At 59.1% G+C, this 16026-nt stretch carries 13 protein-coding genes and 2 tRNA genes; 3 read left to right on the top strand and 12 right to left on the bottom strand.

From position 1 onward, the window contains the following. Positions 1–147 precede the first annotated feature (147 nt). The 8 genes from DOM27_RS03400 to rlmE form a co-directional block, all read right to left on the bottom strand. Positions 148–224 (bottom strand) — tRNA-Met (locus DOM27_RS03400). Positions 225–385: 161 nt separating this feature from the next. Then, positions 386–472: transfer RNA gene (locus tag DOM27_RS03395), tRNA-Leu, on the bottom strand. 83 nt (positions 473–555) lie between these two features. Continuing rightward, complete coding sequence (gene secG, locus DOM27_RS03390; protein ID WP_110654623.1) at positions 556–936, bottom strand: preprotein translocase subunit SecG; 381 nt, start codon at positions 934–936, stop codon at positions 556–558. A 4-nt stretch (positions 937–940) separates the two neighbouring features. Continuing rightward, positions 941–1690 (bottom strand): triose-phosphate isomerase, encoded by a 750-nt coding sequence (gene tpiA, locus DOM27_RS03385; RefSeq protein WP_110654622.1) that lies wholly within the window; start codon positions 1688–1690, stop codon positions 941–943. Between the two features lie 79 nt (positions 1691–1769). Then, positions 1770–3161: a phosphoglucosamine mutase gene (gene glmM, locus DOM27_RS03380; RefSeq protein ID WP_110654621.1), complete on the bottom strand. Its 1392-nt coding sequence runs from the start codon at positions 3159–3161 to the stop codon at positions 1770–1772. Beyond that, positions 3158–4039, bottom strand: coding sequence for a dihydropteroate synthase (gene folP / locus DOM27_RS03375; protein ID WP_245392568.1), 882 nt, complete (start codon positions 4037–4039; stop codon positions 3158–3160). The genes glmM and folP overlap by 4 nt, the downstream gene beginning before the upstream one ends. A gap of 180 nt (positions 4040–4219) precedes the next feature. Then, positions 4220–6187 carry an ATP-dependent zinc metalloprotease FtsH gene (gene ftsH, locus DOM27_RS03370; protein WP_110654620.1) on the bottom strand — a complete coding sequence of 656 codons (1968 nt, stop codon included), beginning with the start codon at positions 6185–6187 and terminating at the stop codon, positions 4220–4222. 90 nt (positions 6188–6277) lie between these two features. Beyond that, entirely contained in the window at positions 6278–6955 is a 678-nt protein-coding gene (rlmE, locus tag DOM27_RS03365; protein ID WP_280952110.1) for a 23S rRNA (uridine(2552)-2'-O)-methyltransferase RlmE, read from the bottom strand. A 242-nt stretch (positions 6956–7197) separates the two neighbouring features. On the opposite strand from rlmE, the gene yhbY reads away from it, so the two are divergent. Continuing rightward, a complete protein-coding gene (gene yhbY / locus DOM27_RS03360; RefSeq protein WP_110654618.1) occupies positions 7198–7524 on the top strand; it encodes a ribosome assembly RNA-binding protein YhbY in 327 nt (108 codons plus the stop codon). Between the two features lie 81 nt (positions 7525–7605). Here the strand turns inward: yhbY and greA are convergent, their stop codons facing one another. The 4 genes from greA to dapB all read right to left on the bottom strand — a co-directional run bounded on the left by greA (position 7606) and on the right by dapB (position 13780). After that, entirely contained in the window at positions 7606–8082 is a 477-nt protein-coding gene (greA, locus tag DOM27_RS03355) for a transcription elongation factor GreA (protein ID WP_110654617.1), read from the bottom strand. Further along, complete coding sequence (carB, locus tag DOM27_RS03350; protein WP_110654616.1) at positions 8075–11308, bottom strand: carbamoyl-phosphate synthase large subunit; 3234 nt, start codon at positions 11306–11308, stop codon at positions 8075–8077. Before carB ends, greA begins: the two co-directional genes overlap by 8 nt. A 127-nt stretch (positions 11309–11435) precedes the next feature. Then, a complete protein-coding gene (carA, locus tag DOM27_RS03345; RefSeq protein WP_110654615.1) occupies positions 11436–12593 on the bottom strand; it encodes a glutamine-hydrolyzing carbamoyl-phosphate synthase small subunit in 1158 nt (385 codons plus the stop codon). 377 nt (positions 12594–12970) lie between these two features. Continuing rightward, complete coding sequence (gene dapB, locus DOM27_RS03340) at positions 12971–13780, bottom strand: 4-hydroxy-tetrahydrodipicolinate reductase (RefSeq protein ID WP_110654614.1); 810 nt, start codon at positions 13778–13780, stop codon at positions 12971–12973. 638 nt (positions 13781–14418) lie between these two features. Between dapB and DOM27_RS03335 the strand changes: the two genes are divergently transcribed. Both DOM27_RS03335 and DOM27_RS03330 read left to right on the top strand, forming a co-directional pair. Then, the gene (locus DOM27_RS03335) at positions 14419–15186 is read left to right on the top strand and encodes an SDR family oxidoreductase (RefSeq protein WP_110654613.1); all 768 of its coding nucleotides are present in this window, start codon (positions 14419–14421) and stop codon (positions 15184–15186) included. A gap of 84 nt (positions 15187–15270) precedes the next feature. Continuing rightward, positions 15271–16014 (top strand): GntR family transcriptional regulator, encoded by a 744-nt coding sequence (locus DOM27_RS03330; RefSeq protein ID WP_110654612.1) that lies wholly within the window; start codon positions 15271–15273, stop codon positions 16012–16014. Positions 16015–16026: the final 12 nt, after the last annotated feature.

Here is a 16026-nt window from a genome sequence, read left to right as displayed (position 1 = left end):
ACCTGACCGGGAGTTGAGAGACATGCAAGGTGCTAGGTGGCTGACTGGCATTGGCGTCAGCAGCGACGTCAACAACGACATGGCGTTGACAACGACAAAGCTACTAACAAAAAGCCCCTTCTTCAGGAAGGGGCCTTTCAAGAAACTTGGTAGCGGGGACCGGATTTGAACCGATGACCTTCGGGTTATGAGCCCGACGAGCTACCAGACTGCTCCACCCCGCAACATCAGACTGGCGATTATAGAAACGACCTTGAGATGGGTCAAGGAAGGTTGCGATATCGCCCGATTCTTTTTACAACAACCGCTTGCAACAAGAACCGTCCTACTAAAACTCTTACCTGATCGCCTTGAGCACGGACCAACATGTCCGCAAGCTTGACGATGGTGCCGAAGGCGGGACTTGAACCCGCACGACCATAAGGTCACTACCCCCTCAAGATAGCGTGTCTACCAATTCCACCACTTCGGCATCAGGGGCGTATAGCATCGAAACGCTACACTAAATCTCGCCACATCACGGGTCTAGCTAATGCAGCGAGTTTTCCTTTCCACTCAAGGATTTGACGATTCTTGACCGCCACCTTCCTCGAGTGCTGGCGCAGCATTATTCCCGCTTTGGCCACCATCGTCAAGCGACGGCGCCCCATTTTGTTGCTGCTCGATTACCTGAGCATCAGGAATGCCGCTTTGAGGTGCACCATTCGAGTTGGTCGCAAAATAAGCCAGCCCCAGCGAAGTGACGAAGAACAACGCCGCCAGGCCGCCTGTCAGCTTGGACAGAAACCCGCCGCTACCGCGCGAACCGAAGACGGTCTGTGAGGATCCGCCACCAAAAGCCGCGCCCGCTTCAGCGCCCTTGCCCTGCTGCAGCAGGACGAATACCACCAGTGCAATGGCGGCCAGAACGTGAACCAACAAAACTGCTATTTGCATGAAATCAACCTGCTGACTGACAAATCGCTATGAAATCGTCGACCTTGAGCGACGCTCCGCCGATCAGGCCGCCGTCGATATCTTGCTGTGCGAGCAACGCCTGGGCGTTATCTGCACTCATGCTGCCGCCGTAAAGCAGACGCAGAGTATCGGCCAACTCTCGGTCGAAGCCAGCCTGATAACCGCGAATTGCAGCCATCATCTGCTGTGCCTGCTCCGGCGTCGCAGTACGCCCGGTACCGATAGCCCAGACGGGCTCGTAGGCGAGCGTCATCTGTCGCCGTTGACTCGGCTCGAGCCGGGCCATGACGTAGCCCACCTGCCGCAGCACGACATCCTCGGACCGGCCGGCGTCGCGCTCTTCGAGCGTCTCGCCCACGCACAGGATCGGACTGATCCCCGCGCCAAGCGCCGCTATAACACGCTCGTAAACTTGCTCGTCACTTTCCTGATAGAGCTGGCGACGCTCGGAGTGGCCGACCAGCACATACTCGACCCCGAACTCGCGAAGCATCTGGCCGCTGACTTCACCGGTGCGAGCACCGGAGGACAACGGATTGAGCGTTTGAGCCCCCAGGCCGAGAGGCGTGTCCGCGAACGCGCGTCGCGCGGCATCGAGATAGGGAAACGGAGGATGGATCACCACGTCGACTGACGACGACAACTCATTCTCGGCGAATGCTCGACCAAACGTCTCGATCAACTCCGCCGAGCCGTTCATCTTCCAGTTACCCGCAATCAACGGCTTGCGCATGCAACCTCCCATTGGTGGTGCGACATGGTATAAGAGCCTTGACAGCAAGACAACAAGTGCCGCCGGCTATCTAGCTGGGTCAGGCGATCAGCGTTTCGACACTATCGGCAATCCGCTGGGCCATGGCCTGAACGTCGAATCGCGGCCTTCCCTCCACCATGACTCGAATCAGTGGCTCGGTGCCCGACGGGCGCAGCAACACCCGACCGCTACCGCCCAGCTCATCCTCGACCGAGCTCACCGTCTGGCGCAGCGCCTGGCTGTCCAGCAGCGTTACGGCATCGAAACCCGCTGGCAGCCGAACATTGATCAGCGATTGCGGTGCTTTCTCGAAGCCATCGAGCAGCTGCTCCAGCGGAGCATTCTCTCGCACCATCACTGCCAACACCTGCAGCGCAGCGACGATTCCGTCTCCCGTGGTCTGTACGTTGCGACAGACGATATGGCCGGACGCCTCCCCCCCCAACAGCCAATCGTTGGCAAGCAGACGTTCGACCACATATCGATCGCCCACCTTGGCCCGTTCGAAGGGGACCCCCTGCTTCTCGAAGGCGGCGGCCAAGCCGAAGTTGGTCATGAGCGTACCCACAACCCCTCCATTGAGCTTGCCACGGGCGTGCAGATCTCGCGCGATGATGTAAAGAATCTCGTCGCCATCCACCAGCTTGCCGTGCCGGTCGATCAACAGCACACGATCACCATCGCCATCGAAAGCAATACCCAGGTCTGCCTGGCGGGCCAACACGGCTTCGCTCAAGCGTGCGGTGTGCGTCGAACCCACCTCCTGATTGATATTGAGACCATCGGGCTCGCCACCGATCACACTGACATCGGCACCCAGCTCGCGAAAGACGTTTGGGGCGATGTGATAGGTCGCCCCGTGGGCGCAGTCCAGCACGATCCGCAGGCCGTGCAGCTCAAGGCGATTGTGGACCGTGGATTTACAGAACTCGATATAGCGCCCGGCCGCATCATTGATTCGGACGGCCTTGCCCAGCTGATTCGGCGCCATCGTTTCCAGCGGCCTATCCAGTTCGTTTTCGATTTCCGTTTCGACTTCGTCGGCCAGTTTCAGCCCTTCCGCCGAAAAAAACTTGATGCCGTTATCCTGGTACGGATTATGCGACGCAGAGATCACGATGCCCGCGTCGGCACGGAAGGTACGGGTCAGATAGGCGATACCCGGCGTCGGCATGGGTCCCAGCAACGACACATCGGCACCGGCAGCTGACAAGCCCGCCTCCAGCGCCGATTCGAACATGTAACCCGAGATACGCGTATCTTTGCCGATAATCACCTTGGGCCGTGTCGGTGTCGACTGGGAAAACTTCTGGCGCGCCTGATGGCCCGACAGCTTGCGAGCCAGCACTCGCCCCATCGCCCAGCCCAGCTTAAGCATGAAGTCGGCAGTGATCGGATACTCACCAACGGTACCGCGAATGCCATCGGTACCAAAATAACGTCTACTCATGATTGCTCCGTTCCTGAAGCTGGTCGTTCCTGAAGCACCGCCCAAGCCATGTCGATCGCATCGACCGTGGGTGCGACATCGTGCACTCTGACTATTCTTGCGCCGCGCTCGACCGCCATGACCGCCAATGCCAGCCCACCGGGCAGTCGCTCATCGACGGGACGCCCCAATGTCTGACCGATCATGCTCTTGCGCGACATGCCCACCAACAGCGGCAACCCCAACGAGGCTAGCGACTGCAGCCGATTGAGCAGTTGCAGATTATGCCCGAGGGTCTTGGCAAAACCGAACCCGGGATCCAGCAGCAGTCGATCCCGCGCGATACCCGCCGCCTCACAGGCAGCCACCCGCTCACGCAGAAAATCGGCCACGGCGATCTCGACCGGACGTTCGTAACTAGGCGCCTGCTGCATCGTGCGTGGTTCACCCAGCATATGCATGAGACACACCGGCAGCTCGGTAGCCGCCGCTGCCTCCAGAGCGCCAGGGCGAGTCAGCGAGCGTACATCGTTGATCAATCCCGCCCCGGCCTCGGCAATTTCACCGATCAGCTCGGGTGTACTGGTGTCGACTGACACTAAGGCATCGAATTCCCGCACCAACATGTCGACCACCGGCAGCACGCGATCACGCTCGACATCCAGCGGCACGGCCTCGGCCCCAGGACGAGTCGACTCCCCTCCGACATCGATGATGGCCGCCCCGTCCCTCAACAGGCGCTCGGCGTGGCGCCGCGCGTCATCTAACCGATCGTGACGACCGCCATCCGAGAACGAGTCCGGCGTCACATTGAGAATCCCCATGACGCAGGGCCGCGAAAGATCGAGAGTGTGATGACCGCAGCGCAAGCGGGCGCCGACGGGTACCCAGTCAGTCATGAAAATCCGTTACTCGCAAAAACGCCCACCTCAGGCAGGCCATGATCGTCGCTCAACCAGCTTGAAACGCGACAGGGCGCCATTTCTGACGCCCTGTCGCAACTCCTGACACTACACTTGCAATGCTATTCGCTCGCAGCGCCGCTCATTGGCAACTGCACCATTCGCGCTTCAGGTCAGTCAAAGGCCGGAAGAGCCACCCAACGGATCAGACGGGCGACGGCTGTCGGACTCATCGTCCGCGGCGCCATCTTCACTCGGCTGCGGGTCGGGATCGTCGACAGGGCGACCGGAACCCGATGTCGGACCATCGTCGCCCCAATCCTTCGGCGGGCGCGGCTTGCGGCCTTCCATGATGTCCTTGAGCTGCAAGGCATCGATGGTCTCGTACTGCATCAGCGCTTCGGCCATCATGTCGAGCTTATCGCGATTGTCTTCGAGCACCTTGGTCGCTATGGCATAGCACTCATCGATGATTCGACGGACTTCCTTGTCGAGACGCGTGGAAGTCTCGCCGGACGTCAGTTTGCCACCGCCCTGACCCGGACCGCCGAGGAACTGGTGAGATTCGTCCTCGTCATACATCAGCGGGCCCATCTCATCGGAGAGCCCCCATTTGGCCACCATGCTGTGCGCGAGCTCGGTAGCGCGCTTGATGTCGTTGGACGCACCGGTAGTGACGCCATTCGGCCCCAGCGTCATCTCTTCTGCGATACGTCCGCCGAACAGCGAACAGAGCTGACTGATGATCTGCTGACGCGAATAGCTGTAGCGATCCTCTTCCGGCAGGAACATGGTCACGCCTAGCGCTCGCCCGCGAGGAATGATGGTGACCTTGTAGACCGGATCGTGCTCTGGCATCACCAGGCCGATGATGGCGTGACCGGACTCATGATAAGCCGTATTGAGTTTGTCTTTTTCCGACATGACCATGGAACGACGCTCGGAGCCCATCATGATCTTGTCCTTGGCGAGCTCCAACTCTTCCATACCGACGGTACGACGATTACGCCGCGCCGCGAACAGCGCCGCCTCGTTGACCAGGTTGGCCAGGTCGGCACCGGAAAACCCTGGTGTCCCGCGAGCAATGATGCTGGCCTGGACGCCGTCTGACATCGGCACTTTGCGCAGGTGAACGTTGAGAATATGCTCACGGCCGCGAATATCCGGCAACGGCACGGTAACCTGGCGATCGAAGCGGCCCGGACGCAGTAGTGCCGGATCGAGCACATCGGGACGGTTGGTCGCGGCAATCACGATGATGCCATCGTTCGCTTCGAAGCCGTCCATCTCGACCAGCAACTGGTTCAGGGTCTGCTCTCGCTCGTCGTGACCGCCACCCATGCCGGAGCCGCGATGACGGCCGACCGCATCGATCTCGTCGATGAAAATGATGCATGGAGCCTGCTTCTTGGCCTGCTCGAACATGTCACGAACACGAGACGCACCCACGCCAACGAACATCTCGACGAAGTCGGAACCGGAAATACTGAAAAACGGCACCTTGGCTTCGCCGGCAATCGCTTTCGCCAATAGCGTTTTACCCGTACCCGGCGGCCCCACCATCAGTACGCCGCGGGGAATCTGCCCCCCCAAGCGCTGAAATTTGGACGGATCCTTGAGGAAGTCGACCAGCTCGACGACCTCTTCCTTGGCTTCGTCACAACCGGCAACGTCAGCAAAGGTAGACTTGATCTGATCCTGGCTCAGCAGCTTGGCCTTCGACTTGCCGAAGCTCATCGGGCCGCCCTTGCCACCGCCACCACCCTGCATCTGGCGCATGAAGAAGACGAAGATGCCCAGAATCAACAGGATCGGAAAGCTGGCAATCAGCAATCGCGTCCACAGGCTCTGTTCTTCGGGTTTCTGTCCGACCACGGTGACGTTATGCGCCAGCAGATCGTCCATCAGCTTGGGATCCTGAGCCGCCGGGCGAATGGTCTGGAACTGCGTGCCATCGTCCCGCTCACCATTGATGGTATAGCCTTCAATGGTCACGCTGCGCACCTGATCCTTTTGGACCTGCTGCACAAACTGTGAATAGCTCATCGTCTGCGGCGAGCTATCGACACTGAAATTGTTGAACACCGTCAGCAAGACAGCCGCGATGACCAACCAGAGAATTAGATTTTTCGCCATGTCGTTCAAGACACCACCCTCGTAGTACGAACCTTGCTGCCTGCGCTTGCCGTGATCTGACACTACACCAGATGGGGTCGCTCAACCACGCTTGCAAGCCTAGCCCTGAAATCCTTGCGCCAGCAGATAGACTTCCCGGGAACGGGCCCGCGATGCCTCCGGCTTGCGCGTTACCACCTTGCGAAAACTGCCTCGCAAATCCCGCAGATAGTCATCGAATCCTTCGCCCTGAAAAACCTTGGTCAGAAAATGACCACCGGGCGACAGCGTCTGTTTCGCCAGATCGAGAGCCAGCTCGACCAGATACATCGACTGCGGCTGGTCGATCGCCGCCATGCCGCTCATGTTCGGCGCCATGTCTGACAGCACCAGGTCGACACGGCGCTCACCGAGCTCGCCCAGAATCGCTGCCAGCACCTGCTCTTCGGTGAAATCGCCCTGGATGAAGCTGACGCCGGCCAGCGCGTCCATCTCCAGGATATCGGAGGCGATCACCAACCCTTCACTGCCGACCTTCTCGGCCGCGATCTGACTCCACCCCCCCGGCGCGGCACCCAGATCGATCACAGCCATACCGGGACGCAATAACTTGTCACGCTCGTCCAGTTCCAGCAACTTATAGCTTGCACGCGAACGATACCCATCCTTCCACGACTGCTGAACATAGCGATCGTCGAAATGCTCTTTCATCCAGCCGGCGCTGCTTTTGCTCTGCCGCGTGGGAGAGCCGGTCTTGTCAGCGCCGGATGAGGGGCTTGAGCTGGAAGAGCGCGCCACTGGTGATCACCTGAAAGAATAGTCGAGAGAGCGAAGAGCGATTATGCAGGTCTAAAAACGGGAGTGCGGTTCGAAAGCCACGGGAAACATCGGCAGCGCCGCGCCAAAACACACATCGGCGAGCCAACGGCATCTTTCCTGCTGCCATCGAAACCCGTAACATGGCGCGTTTAGACAGTGCGGTGGTGAGACCGATTGCAGCACCGCTGTAAAATATCGCGAAGTCCAACGGTCAGATTACCATGAGCCTATCATCCGCACAAAAGAAAGCCTTTCGCAGCATCGGCCACCACCTGCAGCCGATCGTCACCGTCAGTGAAAACGGTCTGAGCGAAGGCGCCCAGCAGGAGCTCGAGCGCGCCTTGCGCGACCACGAACTGATCAAGGTCAAATTGGCGATTACCGACCGAGAGGAACGTCAAGCCATGGTCGAGGAGCTGACAGAGGCCTCCGGCGCGGAATTGGTCCAGACGCTCGGCAAGGTGGCCCTGCTTTATCGCCACAACCCCAAGGTCAACCCCAAACTCTCCAACATCCAGCGCGCCGAAGATCATCACGGGCGGCACTAGAGACCGCGAATACAGATCAACGCAGCTTGTAACGCAAAACGCCAGTNNACTGGCGTTTTGCGTAGCACCTAGCACCTCGTCTCAGAGATGCTCCACGCCGGAAATCTCGTACTCCACGTCGCCACCGGGTGTGCGTACGTTGACCACATCACCCGTCTGCTTGCCGATCAACGCCCGCGCAATGGGCGAGGTCACCGATATCTTACCGTCCTTGATGCCGGCCTCATCCTCGCCGACGATCCGGTAGCGCACCTCTTCATCGGTCTCGAGATTGAGTAGATCGACGGTGACGCCAAAGATCACCTTGCCGGTATTCGGTATCTTGGTCACATCGATGACCTGAGCCAGCGACAGCTTACCCTCGATCTCCTGAATGCGCCCCTCGATGAACCCCTGCTGTTCGCGAGCGGCATGATATTCGGCGTTCTCCTTGAGATCGCCGTGCTCACGAGCTACGGCAATGTCATTGATCACTCGCGGACGCTCCACGCCTTTCAGCTGCTCCAACTCCTGGCGCAAGGCCTGCTCGCCGTGGACGGTCATCGGGACCTTATTCATTGACTACTCCTGCATGCTGTTCCTGCAGCCGCCGCACCGTGATCTCGTTGCCGTATTCCAACGCCATGCACACGGCACGCGCACCCGCCAACGTCGTGGCGTAGGGAACCTTGCGTGCCAGCGCAGTGCGCCGAATGACCGAGGAATCGTTGATCGCCTGGCGGCCTTCCGTGGTATTCACGATATAGGCGATTTCGTCGTTCTTGAGCAGATCGACGATATGCGGACGGCCTTCAAAAACCTTGTTGACGACGGCAACGGACAGACCAGCCTCTTCCAGAGCCCTGGCCGTGCCACGTGTTGCCACTAAACTGAAGCCCAAGGCTAGCAGAGATTGGGCTACCTCGATAACACCTTGCTTGTCGGGGTCGCGTACCGAGAGGAATGCCTGACGTTCGCCGGTCAGCCGAGGAATCGCCTCGCCCGCTCCCAGCTGGGCCTTGTAGAAGGCTTCCGCGAAGGTCGCGCCGCTACCCATCACTTCGCCGGTCGACTTCATCTCCGGCGATAGGATCGGATCGACGCCTGGGAACTTGTTGAACGGAAACACCGCTTCCTTGACTGCGTAGAAATCCGGGATCAGTTCGCGCGTAAAATTCTGATCAGCCAGGGATTGACCGGCCATGCAGCGCGCCGCGATCTGCGCCAGCGACGTCCCGATGCACTTGGACACGAACGGCACCGTGCGCGAGGCGCGCGGATTGACTTCGATGATGTAGATCTCGCCGTCCTGCCAGGCGAGCTGCACGTTCATCAGCCCGACCACATTGAGCTCGACAGCCATGCGCTTGACCTGCTCACGCATCTCGTCCTGCACATCCATCGGCAGTGAATAAGGCGGCAGCGAACACGCCGAGTCACCGGAGTGCACGCCGGCCTGCTCGATATGCTGCATGATGCTGCCGATAACGACCTGCTCGCCGTCGCTGACCGCATCGATATCGATCTCGACCGCGGCATTGAGGAAGTGATCCAGCAATACCGGCGAATCGTTGGAGACCTTGACCGCATGGGTCATGTAGCGCTCGAGCTCTTCGGCGGTGTAGACGATCTCCATGGCACGACCGCCGAGCACGTAGCTCGGACGCACGACCAGCGGATAACCGATTTTCTCGGCCTTGGCGAAGGCCTCTTCGAAACTGCGCGCGGTCGCGTTGGGCGGCTGCTTGAGACCCAGCTTGTCGATCATCTGCTGGAAGCGCTCACGATCCTCGGCGCGATCGATGGCGTCCGGCGTGGTACCGATGATCGGCACGCCGGCCGCTTCCAGGGCCCGCGCCAGTTTCAGCGGCGTCTGACCGCCGAACTGCACGATCACCCCGACCGGCTTCTCCTTATCGGCGATCTCGAGCACGTCCTCCAGCGTGACCGGCTCGAAGTAGAGTCGATCGGACGTGTCGTAATCGGTCGAAACGGTTTCCGGGTTGCAGTTGACCATGATGGTCTCGTAGCCATCCTCGCGCATGGCGAGCGCCGCATGCACGCAGCAGTAGTCGAATTCGATACCCTGGCCAATCCGGTTGGGCCCACCGCCCAATACCATGATCTTTTTACGGTCCGTGACTTCCGCCTCGCACTCTTCCTCATAGGTCGAATACATGTATGCGGTGTCGGAGGCGAATTCGGCGGCACAGGTATCGACCCGCTTGTAGACCGGGCGGATATCAAGCTGCTGACGGCGCTGCCGGAACTCGCCTTCGGAGACGCCCAGCAGCGAGGCCAGGCGCGCATCGGAAAAGCCCTTGCGCTTGAGGCGGTAGAGCTCATCGGCGCTCAAGTCGTGCAGCGAACGCTCGGCGACGCTCGCCTCGGTCAGAATCAGATCCTCGAGCTGGACCAGAAACCAGCGGTCGATATTGGTCAGCGCGAAGATTTCGTCGACACTCATGCCGCTGCGCATGGCATCGCCGATATAGAAGATCCGGTCGGCACCGGCGGCCTGCAACTCGCCCTTGATCAACGCCATGTTTTCCGGGCCGAAGTCGGCGACTTTCGGATCGAGGCCGTCGGCACCGATTTCCAGGCCGCGCAGCGCTTTGTGCATCGATTCCTGGAACGTCCGACCGATCGCCATCACCTCGCCCACCGACTTCATCTGCGTGGTCAGACGGTCGTTGGCCTGGGGGAACTTCTCGAAGGTGAAACGTGGAATCTTGGTAACGACGTAATCGATCGACGGCTCGAAAGATGCCGGCGTAGCACCGCCGGTAATGTCGTTTTGCAGTTCGTCCAGGGTGTAGCCTACCGCCAGCTTGGCAGCGATCTTGGCGATCGGGAAACCCGTTGCCTTGGACGCCAGCGCCGACGAACGCGACACCCGCGGGTTCATCTCGATCACGACCATGCGCCCGGTGTCCGGGTCGACCCCGAACTGGACGTTGGATCCGCCGGTCTCGACGCCGATCTCGCGCAGCACCGCAAGCGATGCGTTGCGCATGATCTGATACTCCTTGTCGGTCAGCGTCTGCGCTGGCGCAACGGTGATGGAGTCGCCGGTGTGCACGCCCATAGGGTCGAAGTTCTCGATCGCGCAGACGATGATGCAGTTGTCGTTCTTATCACGAACGACCTCCATCTCGTACTCCTTCCAACCCAGCAGCGATTCGTCGATCAGCAGCTCATGGTTGTTGGAGAGCTCGAAACCGCGCGTACAGATCTCCTCGAACTCTTCCTTGTTGTAGGCCACGCCACCGCCGGATCCGCCCATGGTATAGGAAGGACGAATGATGACCGGGAAGCCAAGCGATGCCTGAATTCGCCAGGCCTCGTCCATGGCGTGAGCCACCTCGGCCTTGGGACATTCGAGACCGATGTTCTTCATCGCCTTGTCGAACAGGTCGCGGTCTTCCGCCTTGTTGATGGCATCGGCGTTCGCGCCGATCATCTCCACGCCGTACTTCTCGAGCACACCGTGCTTGTCGAGCTCCAGCGCGCAGTTGAGCGCGGTCTGGCCGCCCATGGTCGGCAGAATCGCCGACGGCCGCTCGCGCTCGATGATCTTTTCTACCGTCTGCCAGGTGATCGGCTCGATGTAGGTGGCATCCGCCATCACCGGATCGGTCATGATGGTGGCCGGATTCGAATTGACCAGGATGACGCGATAACCCTCTTCGCGCAGCGCCTTGCAGGCCTGGGCCCCGGAGTAGTCGAATTCGCACGCCTGCCCGATGACGATGGGGCCGGCGCCGATGATCAGAATGCTGTCGAGATCCGTACGTTTTGGCATGCGCTAACACTCGTCGAAAATGGTGGTGTCGGCGGCTGACGCCGACCCAGGAAGACTGAATTCCAAACTGCCGCTGAGGGTACAAGCGACTCGTCGCTGACGACCTAGACGACTTGCCGCTGATGGCTCAGGCGACCTGCCGCTGACGGCTCTGCATCATCGTCACGAAACGATCGAACAGCGGCGAGACGTCACGCGGCCCGGGGCTTGCCTCGGGGTGGCCCTGGAAACTGAAGGCCGGGCGATCGGTCAACTCGATACCCTGGAGGGTGCCATCGAACAGCGAACGGTGCGTGGTTCGCACGTTGGCGGGCAGCGTGGTCTCGTCGGCGGCAAAACCGTGATTCTGACTGGTGATCATCACCTGCCCCGTGTCCAGATCCTGGACCGGATGATTGGCGCCGTGATGGCCATGGTTCATCTTCACCGTCTTGGCGCCTGCCGCCAGCGCCAGCAGCTGATGCCCCAGACAGATGCCGAAAACCGGAACGCCGCTCTCGAGGATCTCGCGAATCGCGGTGATGGCGTAATCGCAGGGCTCCGGATCGCCCGGCCCGTTGGCCAGGAAGACGCCATCCGGGTTCATCGCCAGCACCTCGCCGGCCGGCGTCTGCGCCGGCACAACGGTCAGACGACAACCGCGGGACGCAAGCATGCGCAAAATGTTGTGCTTGACCCCGTAGTCGTAGGCGACCACGTGATAGGGACGCTCACCGCTGGCAGTATCGGCGTATCCCCGACCCAGCACCCATTCGCCCTCGGTCCATTGATAGCTGGATTGGCATGAGACCTCCTTGGCCAGATCCATGCCCTTGAGCCCCGGGAAGGCTTGGGCGGCCGCCAGAGCCCGCTCGACGGCGTCATCGCCCTGGGCTTCATCGCCGGCCAGAATGGCACCATCCAGCGACCCCTTGCTGCGCAGAATTCGCGTCAGTCGTCGGGTGTCGATATCGGCGATGCCGATGACGTTCTGAGCGGCGAGATACTCGGAAAGCGATGTCGTGCTGCGGAAGTTGCTGGCGATCAGCGGCAGATCACGAATCACCAGGCCGGCCGCGCAGATGCGGGTCGATTCGACGTCTTCGAGGTTGATGCCGGTGTTGCCGATATGCGGGTAGGTCAGGGTCACGATCTGTCGGGTGTAGGAGGGATCGGTGAGAATTTCCTGATAACCGGTCATGGCGGTATTGAAGACCACCTCCCCGCTGGTTCGCCCATCGGCTCCGATCGCAGTACCGTGAAATACACTACCGTCTTCAAGAGCCAGTATCGCGGGTCTGTTCAAGGCAACCTCCTCCTTCACTGGTCATCACAACATGTCATCAACACATTACGTCGAGGCTTCGCGTCATGCCCTCACTTGATACTGACCGCACAAGCCGCCGCAAGGTCGTAAAAAAGCGGGACGAAATCCGGAAAGACCGGTTTCATCCCGCTTCATTATGCTGACTACCGCATCGAGTACGGCGAGTCTTCAATCCTCGGGGCAATCTTGAATGCCCACGACGCTAGTCCGGCCAAATTGGCGAAATGATACCGGAAACCGTCTTCCGGCTCCAGTGCGGATCGCGATTCGATACAATGAGACCCCAGACCTCTGCTCGCGCAGCGCCGGACCTCCCGTAAATCCCGGTCCGCCGCCTCCCGCCCCTCTCGTGCTATCTACGCTTTCAAGCCCAGCACATCCTGCATGTCGTAGCGACCCGCCGGGCGCCCAGCCAGCCACGCCGCCGCACGCACGGCGCCATTGCCGAACGTCAGCCGGCTCGAGGCCTTGTGGGTGATTTCGATGCGCTCGCCCTCTGCCGCGAACAGTACCGTGTGCTCACCGACAATATCGCCGCCACGCACCGTGGCGAAGCCGATCTCTTTAGGGTCCCGCGGCCCCACCTGGCCGACCCGCTCGAATACCCCATGAGTCTTCAGATCACGACCCAGCGGTTCGGCTACGGCCTCGCCCAGCATCAACGCCGTTCCGGAAGGCGCGTCGACCTTGTGGCGATGGTGTGCCTCGATCACCTCGATGTCGTAGCCGGCATCGCCCAGCGCCTTCGCCGCGGTCTTGAGCAGGTTCACCGTCAGGTTGATGCCCGTGCTCATGTTGGCCGCGAACACCATGGGCAGACGCTCGGCAAAGCTGTCGAGAGTCTTTAGCTGGTCGTCATCGAGCCCCGTCGTACCGATCACGATGGCCTTGGCATTGTCGGCGCACCAGGCGAGGTTCTCGAGCGTCAGCGTCGGGGTGGAAAAATCGATGAGCACGTCGAAATCGTCTCTCGCCTCATCCAGCGAGCCCAGCAAGGTGACCCCAAGCTTGCCGAGGCCGGCCATTTCGCCGGCGTCACACCCCAGCAGCGAACTTCCCGGGCGCACGATCGCCGCTCCCAGCTTCGCGGCCCCACTATTCTGCGTGGCTTCCAGCAAGATACGCCCCATTCGGCCTGCAGCCCCCATGATCGCAATCCGCGTCATGCTTCCTCCCGTTATCTTCGTTTGGCGCAGCCCTGCCACGCCGATGACCGTCATTGGCGCCAGTATATCAATGCTGCACCCCCGTGCCTCCGACGATCTCCAGCCGTCCGTTCGCACCTCGATTTGCCAGCGCTTGAAAAAAGTAAAGACAAGATCGTCAAAACACGCTTTTCAAGAATGAATCAGAGCCAGTTTCAACCTTGCGCGAGCAAATCCATCGGGCCAATAAAGATTATCGGATAAACGATAAACATGCTAAATGAAACCCGAAAGATTGGAGGTATATACGACACGGCATGAATAGCCAGTCGCGGCTCAAAGATGCTGAACTTTAGCCTCATAAACCAAAGCCTAACGTCAAAAAAACAATTATAAATCAAACACTAATAAGAATTATTATGCTAGCGAGAATAGCAGAATCGAGATCAAACCAAAGTCTGTTTGACGACATTTAGCGGCCCTGTTATTCCTGATATATCAAAAAATATCACAGAGAAGAGAGCGACTCGAAGCCTCGCTATACGCGGATAAAATGAACGACATCCATTAATGCATTCGGATATCGACTCTTTACCGCGCGGGGGAAAGAGTGGCGATAAGCGCCTCACGAATTCAATCGAAAAACAAGGAAGTCGCGAATGTCGATTCAGCTATTCAGTCTGACTGGAAAAACCGCACTGGTGACGGGCTCATCCAGAGGCTTGGGTCGCGCTTTCGCAGAAGGTCTAGCATCCGCTGGTGCCAAGGTGATTCTCAACGGTATCAACGAAGAACGCCTGGCCATCGTCGCTCAGGAAATGTCTCAGGCGGGTCATGATGTCCAAGTTGCCGCCTTTGACGTCACGGACGACCACGCCGTCCAGGAAGCATTCCGCCAGTTCGATGCCGATGAAATCACGATCGACATACTGATCAATAATGCCGGCATACAGTTTCGTAAACCTATGCTGGAGCTCGAAATCGCCGATTGGCAGCGAGTACTCGACACCAATCTTACTTCGGCATTTATCGTTGGACGCGAAGCGGCCAAACGCATGGTCGAACGCGGCCGGGGAAAGATCATCAACATCGGCTCGCTGACCAGCGAACTGGCACGCGCCACGGTTGCACCTTATACCGTGGCCAAAGGCGGCATAAAGATGCTGACCAAATCCATGGCAGCGGAATGGGGCGGCATGGGAATTCAGGCCAACGCCATAGGGCCAGGCTACATGTTGACGGACATGAACGAGGCCTTGACCTCCAATGCCGAGTTCGATGCCTGGGTCAAAGGGCGAACACCGGCGGGACGGTGGGGCAAACCCGAAGAGCTGATCGGGACCGTTTTGTACCTATCATCTCAGGCTTCCGACTATATCAATGGCCAAATAATCTATGCTGACGGCGGCATGATATCGGTGCTTTGACAACCTGAACTTGGCTTACCAGAGAAGCCCAATTCAGGCAGATTACGTGACAATTCCGTTTCATCATCAGTCGGACCCGACATCATGTCAAACGCCCCGAATATCACGTTATCCGCGGATCAAGCTAAAGGGCGGGACAGTAAAAGCCTGCTCGAACATGCCTATAAAGAAATCGAAGAGCTGATAGTGACTTGCCAGCTGGGTCCAGGTAGTTACCTTCGAATTCGTGATCTGCAGGATATGACTGGGTATAGCCGTATGCCGGTTTATCAGGCGGTCACCCGTTTGGCATCGGACACCCTGGTTACGATATGGCCACGTCAAGGTGTCCAAGTCGCCCCTGTCGACCTACCGAGGACAGCAACATTACTGAAGCTTCGACGAGATATGGAGCGGTTTCTTGTCACTCTAGCCTGTGAAAAATCTTCACCACAACAGCGAGCCAGGCTGAGCAAAATCTCCCAGGCGATGGAAGACCAGTCGGCTTCAATGTCGTTATCGGCGTTCAACCACTTCGATCTCCAGATCGATGCTCAGATATTGAAGATCTGCGAAGAACCTTTTCTAGAATTTTCATTGCGTCCCTTGCACACCATGTTTCGTCGAGTCGGATGGATCTATCACACCCATGCCAAGCCGAACCAGGATCTGGCTGACACTATCGACGGGCACCTCGGTGTGCTGCGATCAGTTGTCGCACAAGATGCTCAGGCTGCCGCCAAGGCTTCGGATCGGTTGATGGATTTCATGAGCGACACCTTGAACGCCATCGAGCGGGATGTCGATCCCAAGCTTCTGAACGTGGGCCTGGAGATGGATACGATTTGATAATCCCGACGA

Origin of the sequence: Salinicola halimionae, from assembly GCF_003206065.1 — a bacterium.
In the GTDB taxonomy this organism is placed as follows: Bacteria; Pseudomonadota; Gammaproteobacteria; order Pseudomonadales; family Halomonadaceae; genus Salinicola; species Salinicola halimionae.
The sequence above is the reverse complement of the archived record's forward strand: the minus strand, read 5'-3'. Positions and strand labels throughout refer to the sequence as shown.

Excerpts from the sequence above, each read along its gene's own strand:
- DOM27_RS03330 (WP_110654612.1), top strand. The coding sequence starts at position 15,271 with ATGTCAAACGCCCCGAATATCACGTTATCCGCGGATCAAGCTAAAGGG.
- greA (WP_110654617.1), bottom strand. The coding sequence starts at position 8,082 with ATGAATAAGGTCCCGATGACCGTCCACGGCGAGCAGGCCTTGCGCCAG.
- yhbY (WP_110654618.1), top strand. The coding sequence starts at position 7,198 with ATGAGCCTATCATCCGCACAAAAGAAAGCCTTTCGCAGCATCGGCCAC.
- tpiA (WP_110654622.1), bottom strand. The coding sequence starts at position 1,690 with ATGCGCAAGCCGTTGATTGCGGGTAACTGGAAGATGAACGGCTCGGCG.
- secG (WP_110654623.1), bottom strand. The coding sequence starts at position 936 with ATGCAAATAGCAGTTTTGTTGGTTCACGTTCTGGCCGCCATTGCACTG.
- carB (WP_110654616.1), bottom strand. The coding sequence starts at position 11,308 with ATGCCAAAACGTACGGATCTCGACAGCATTCTGATCATCGGCGCCGGC.
- glmM (WP_110654621.1), bottom strand. The coding sequence starts at position 3,161 with ATGAGTAGACGTTATTTTGGTACCGATGGCATTCGCGGTACCGTTGGT.
- folP (WP_245392568.1), bottom strand. The coding sequence starts at position 4,039 with ATGACTGACTGGGTACCCGTCGGCGCCCGCTTGCGCTGCGGTCATCAC.
- dapB (WP_110654614.1), bottom strand. The coding sequence starts at position 13,780 with ATGACGCGGATTGCGATCATGGGGGCTGCAGGCCGAATGGGGCGTATC.
- DOM27_RS03335 (WP_110654613.1), top strand. The coding sequence starts at position 14,419 with ATGTCGATTCAGCTATTCAGTCTGACTGGAAAAACCGCACTGGTGACG.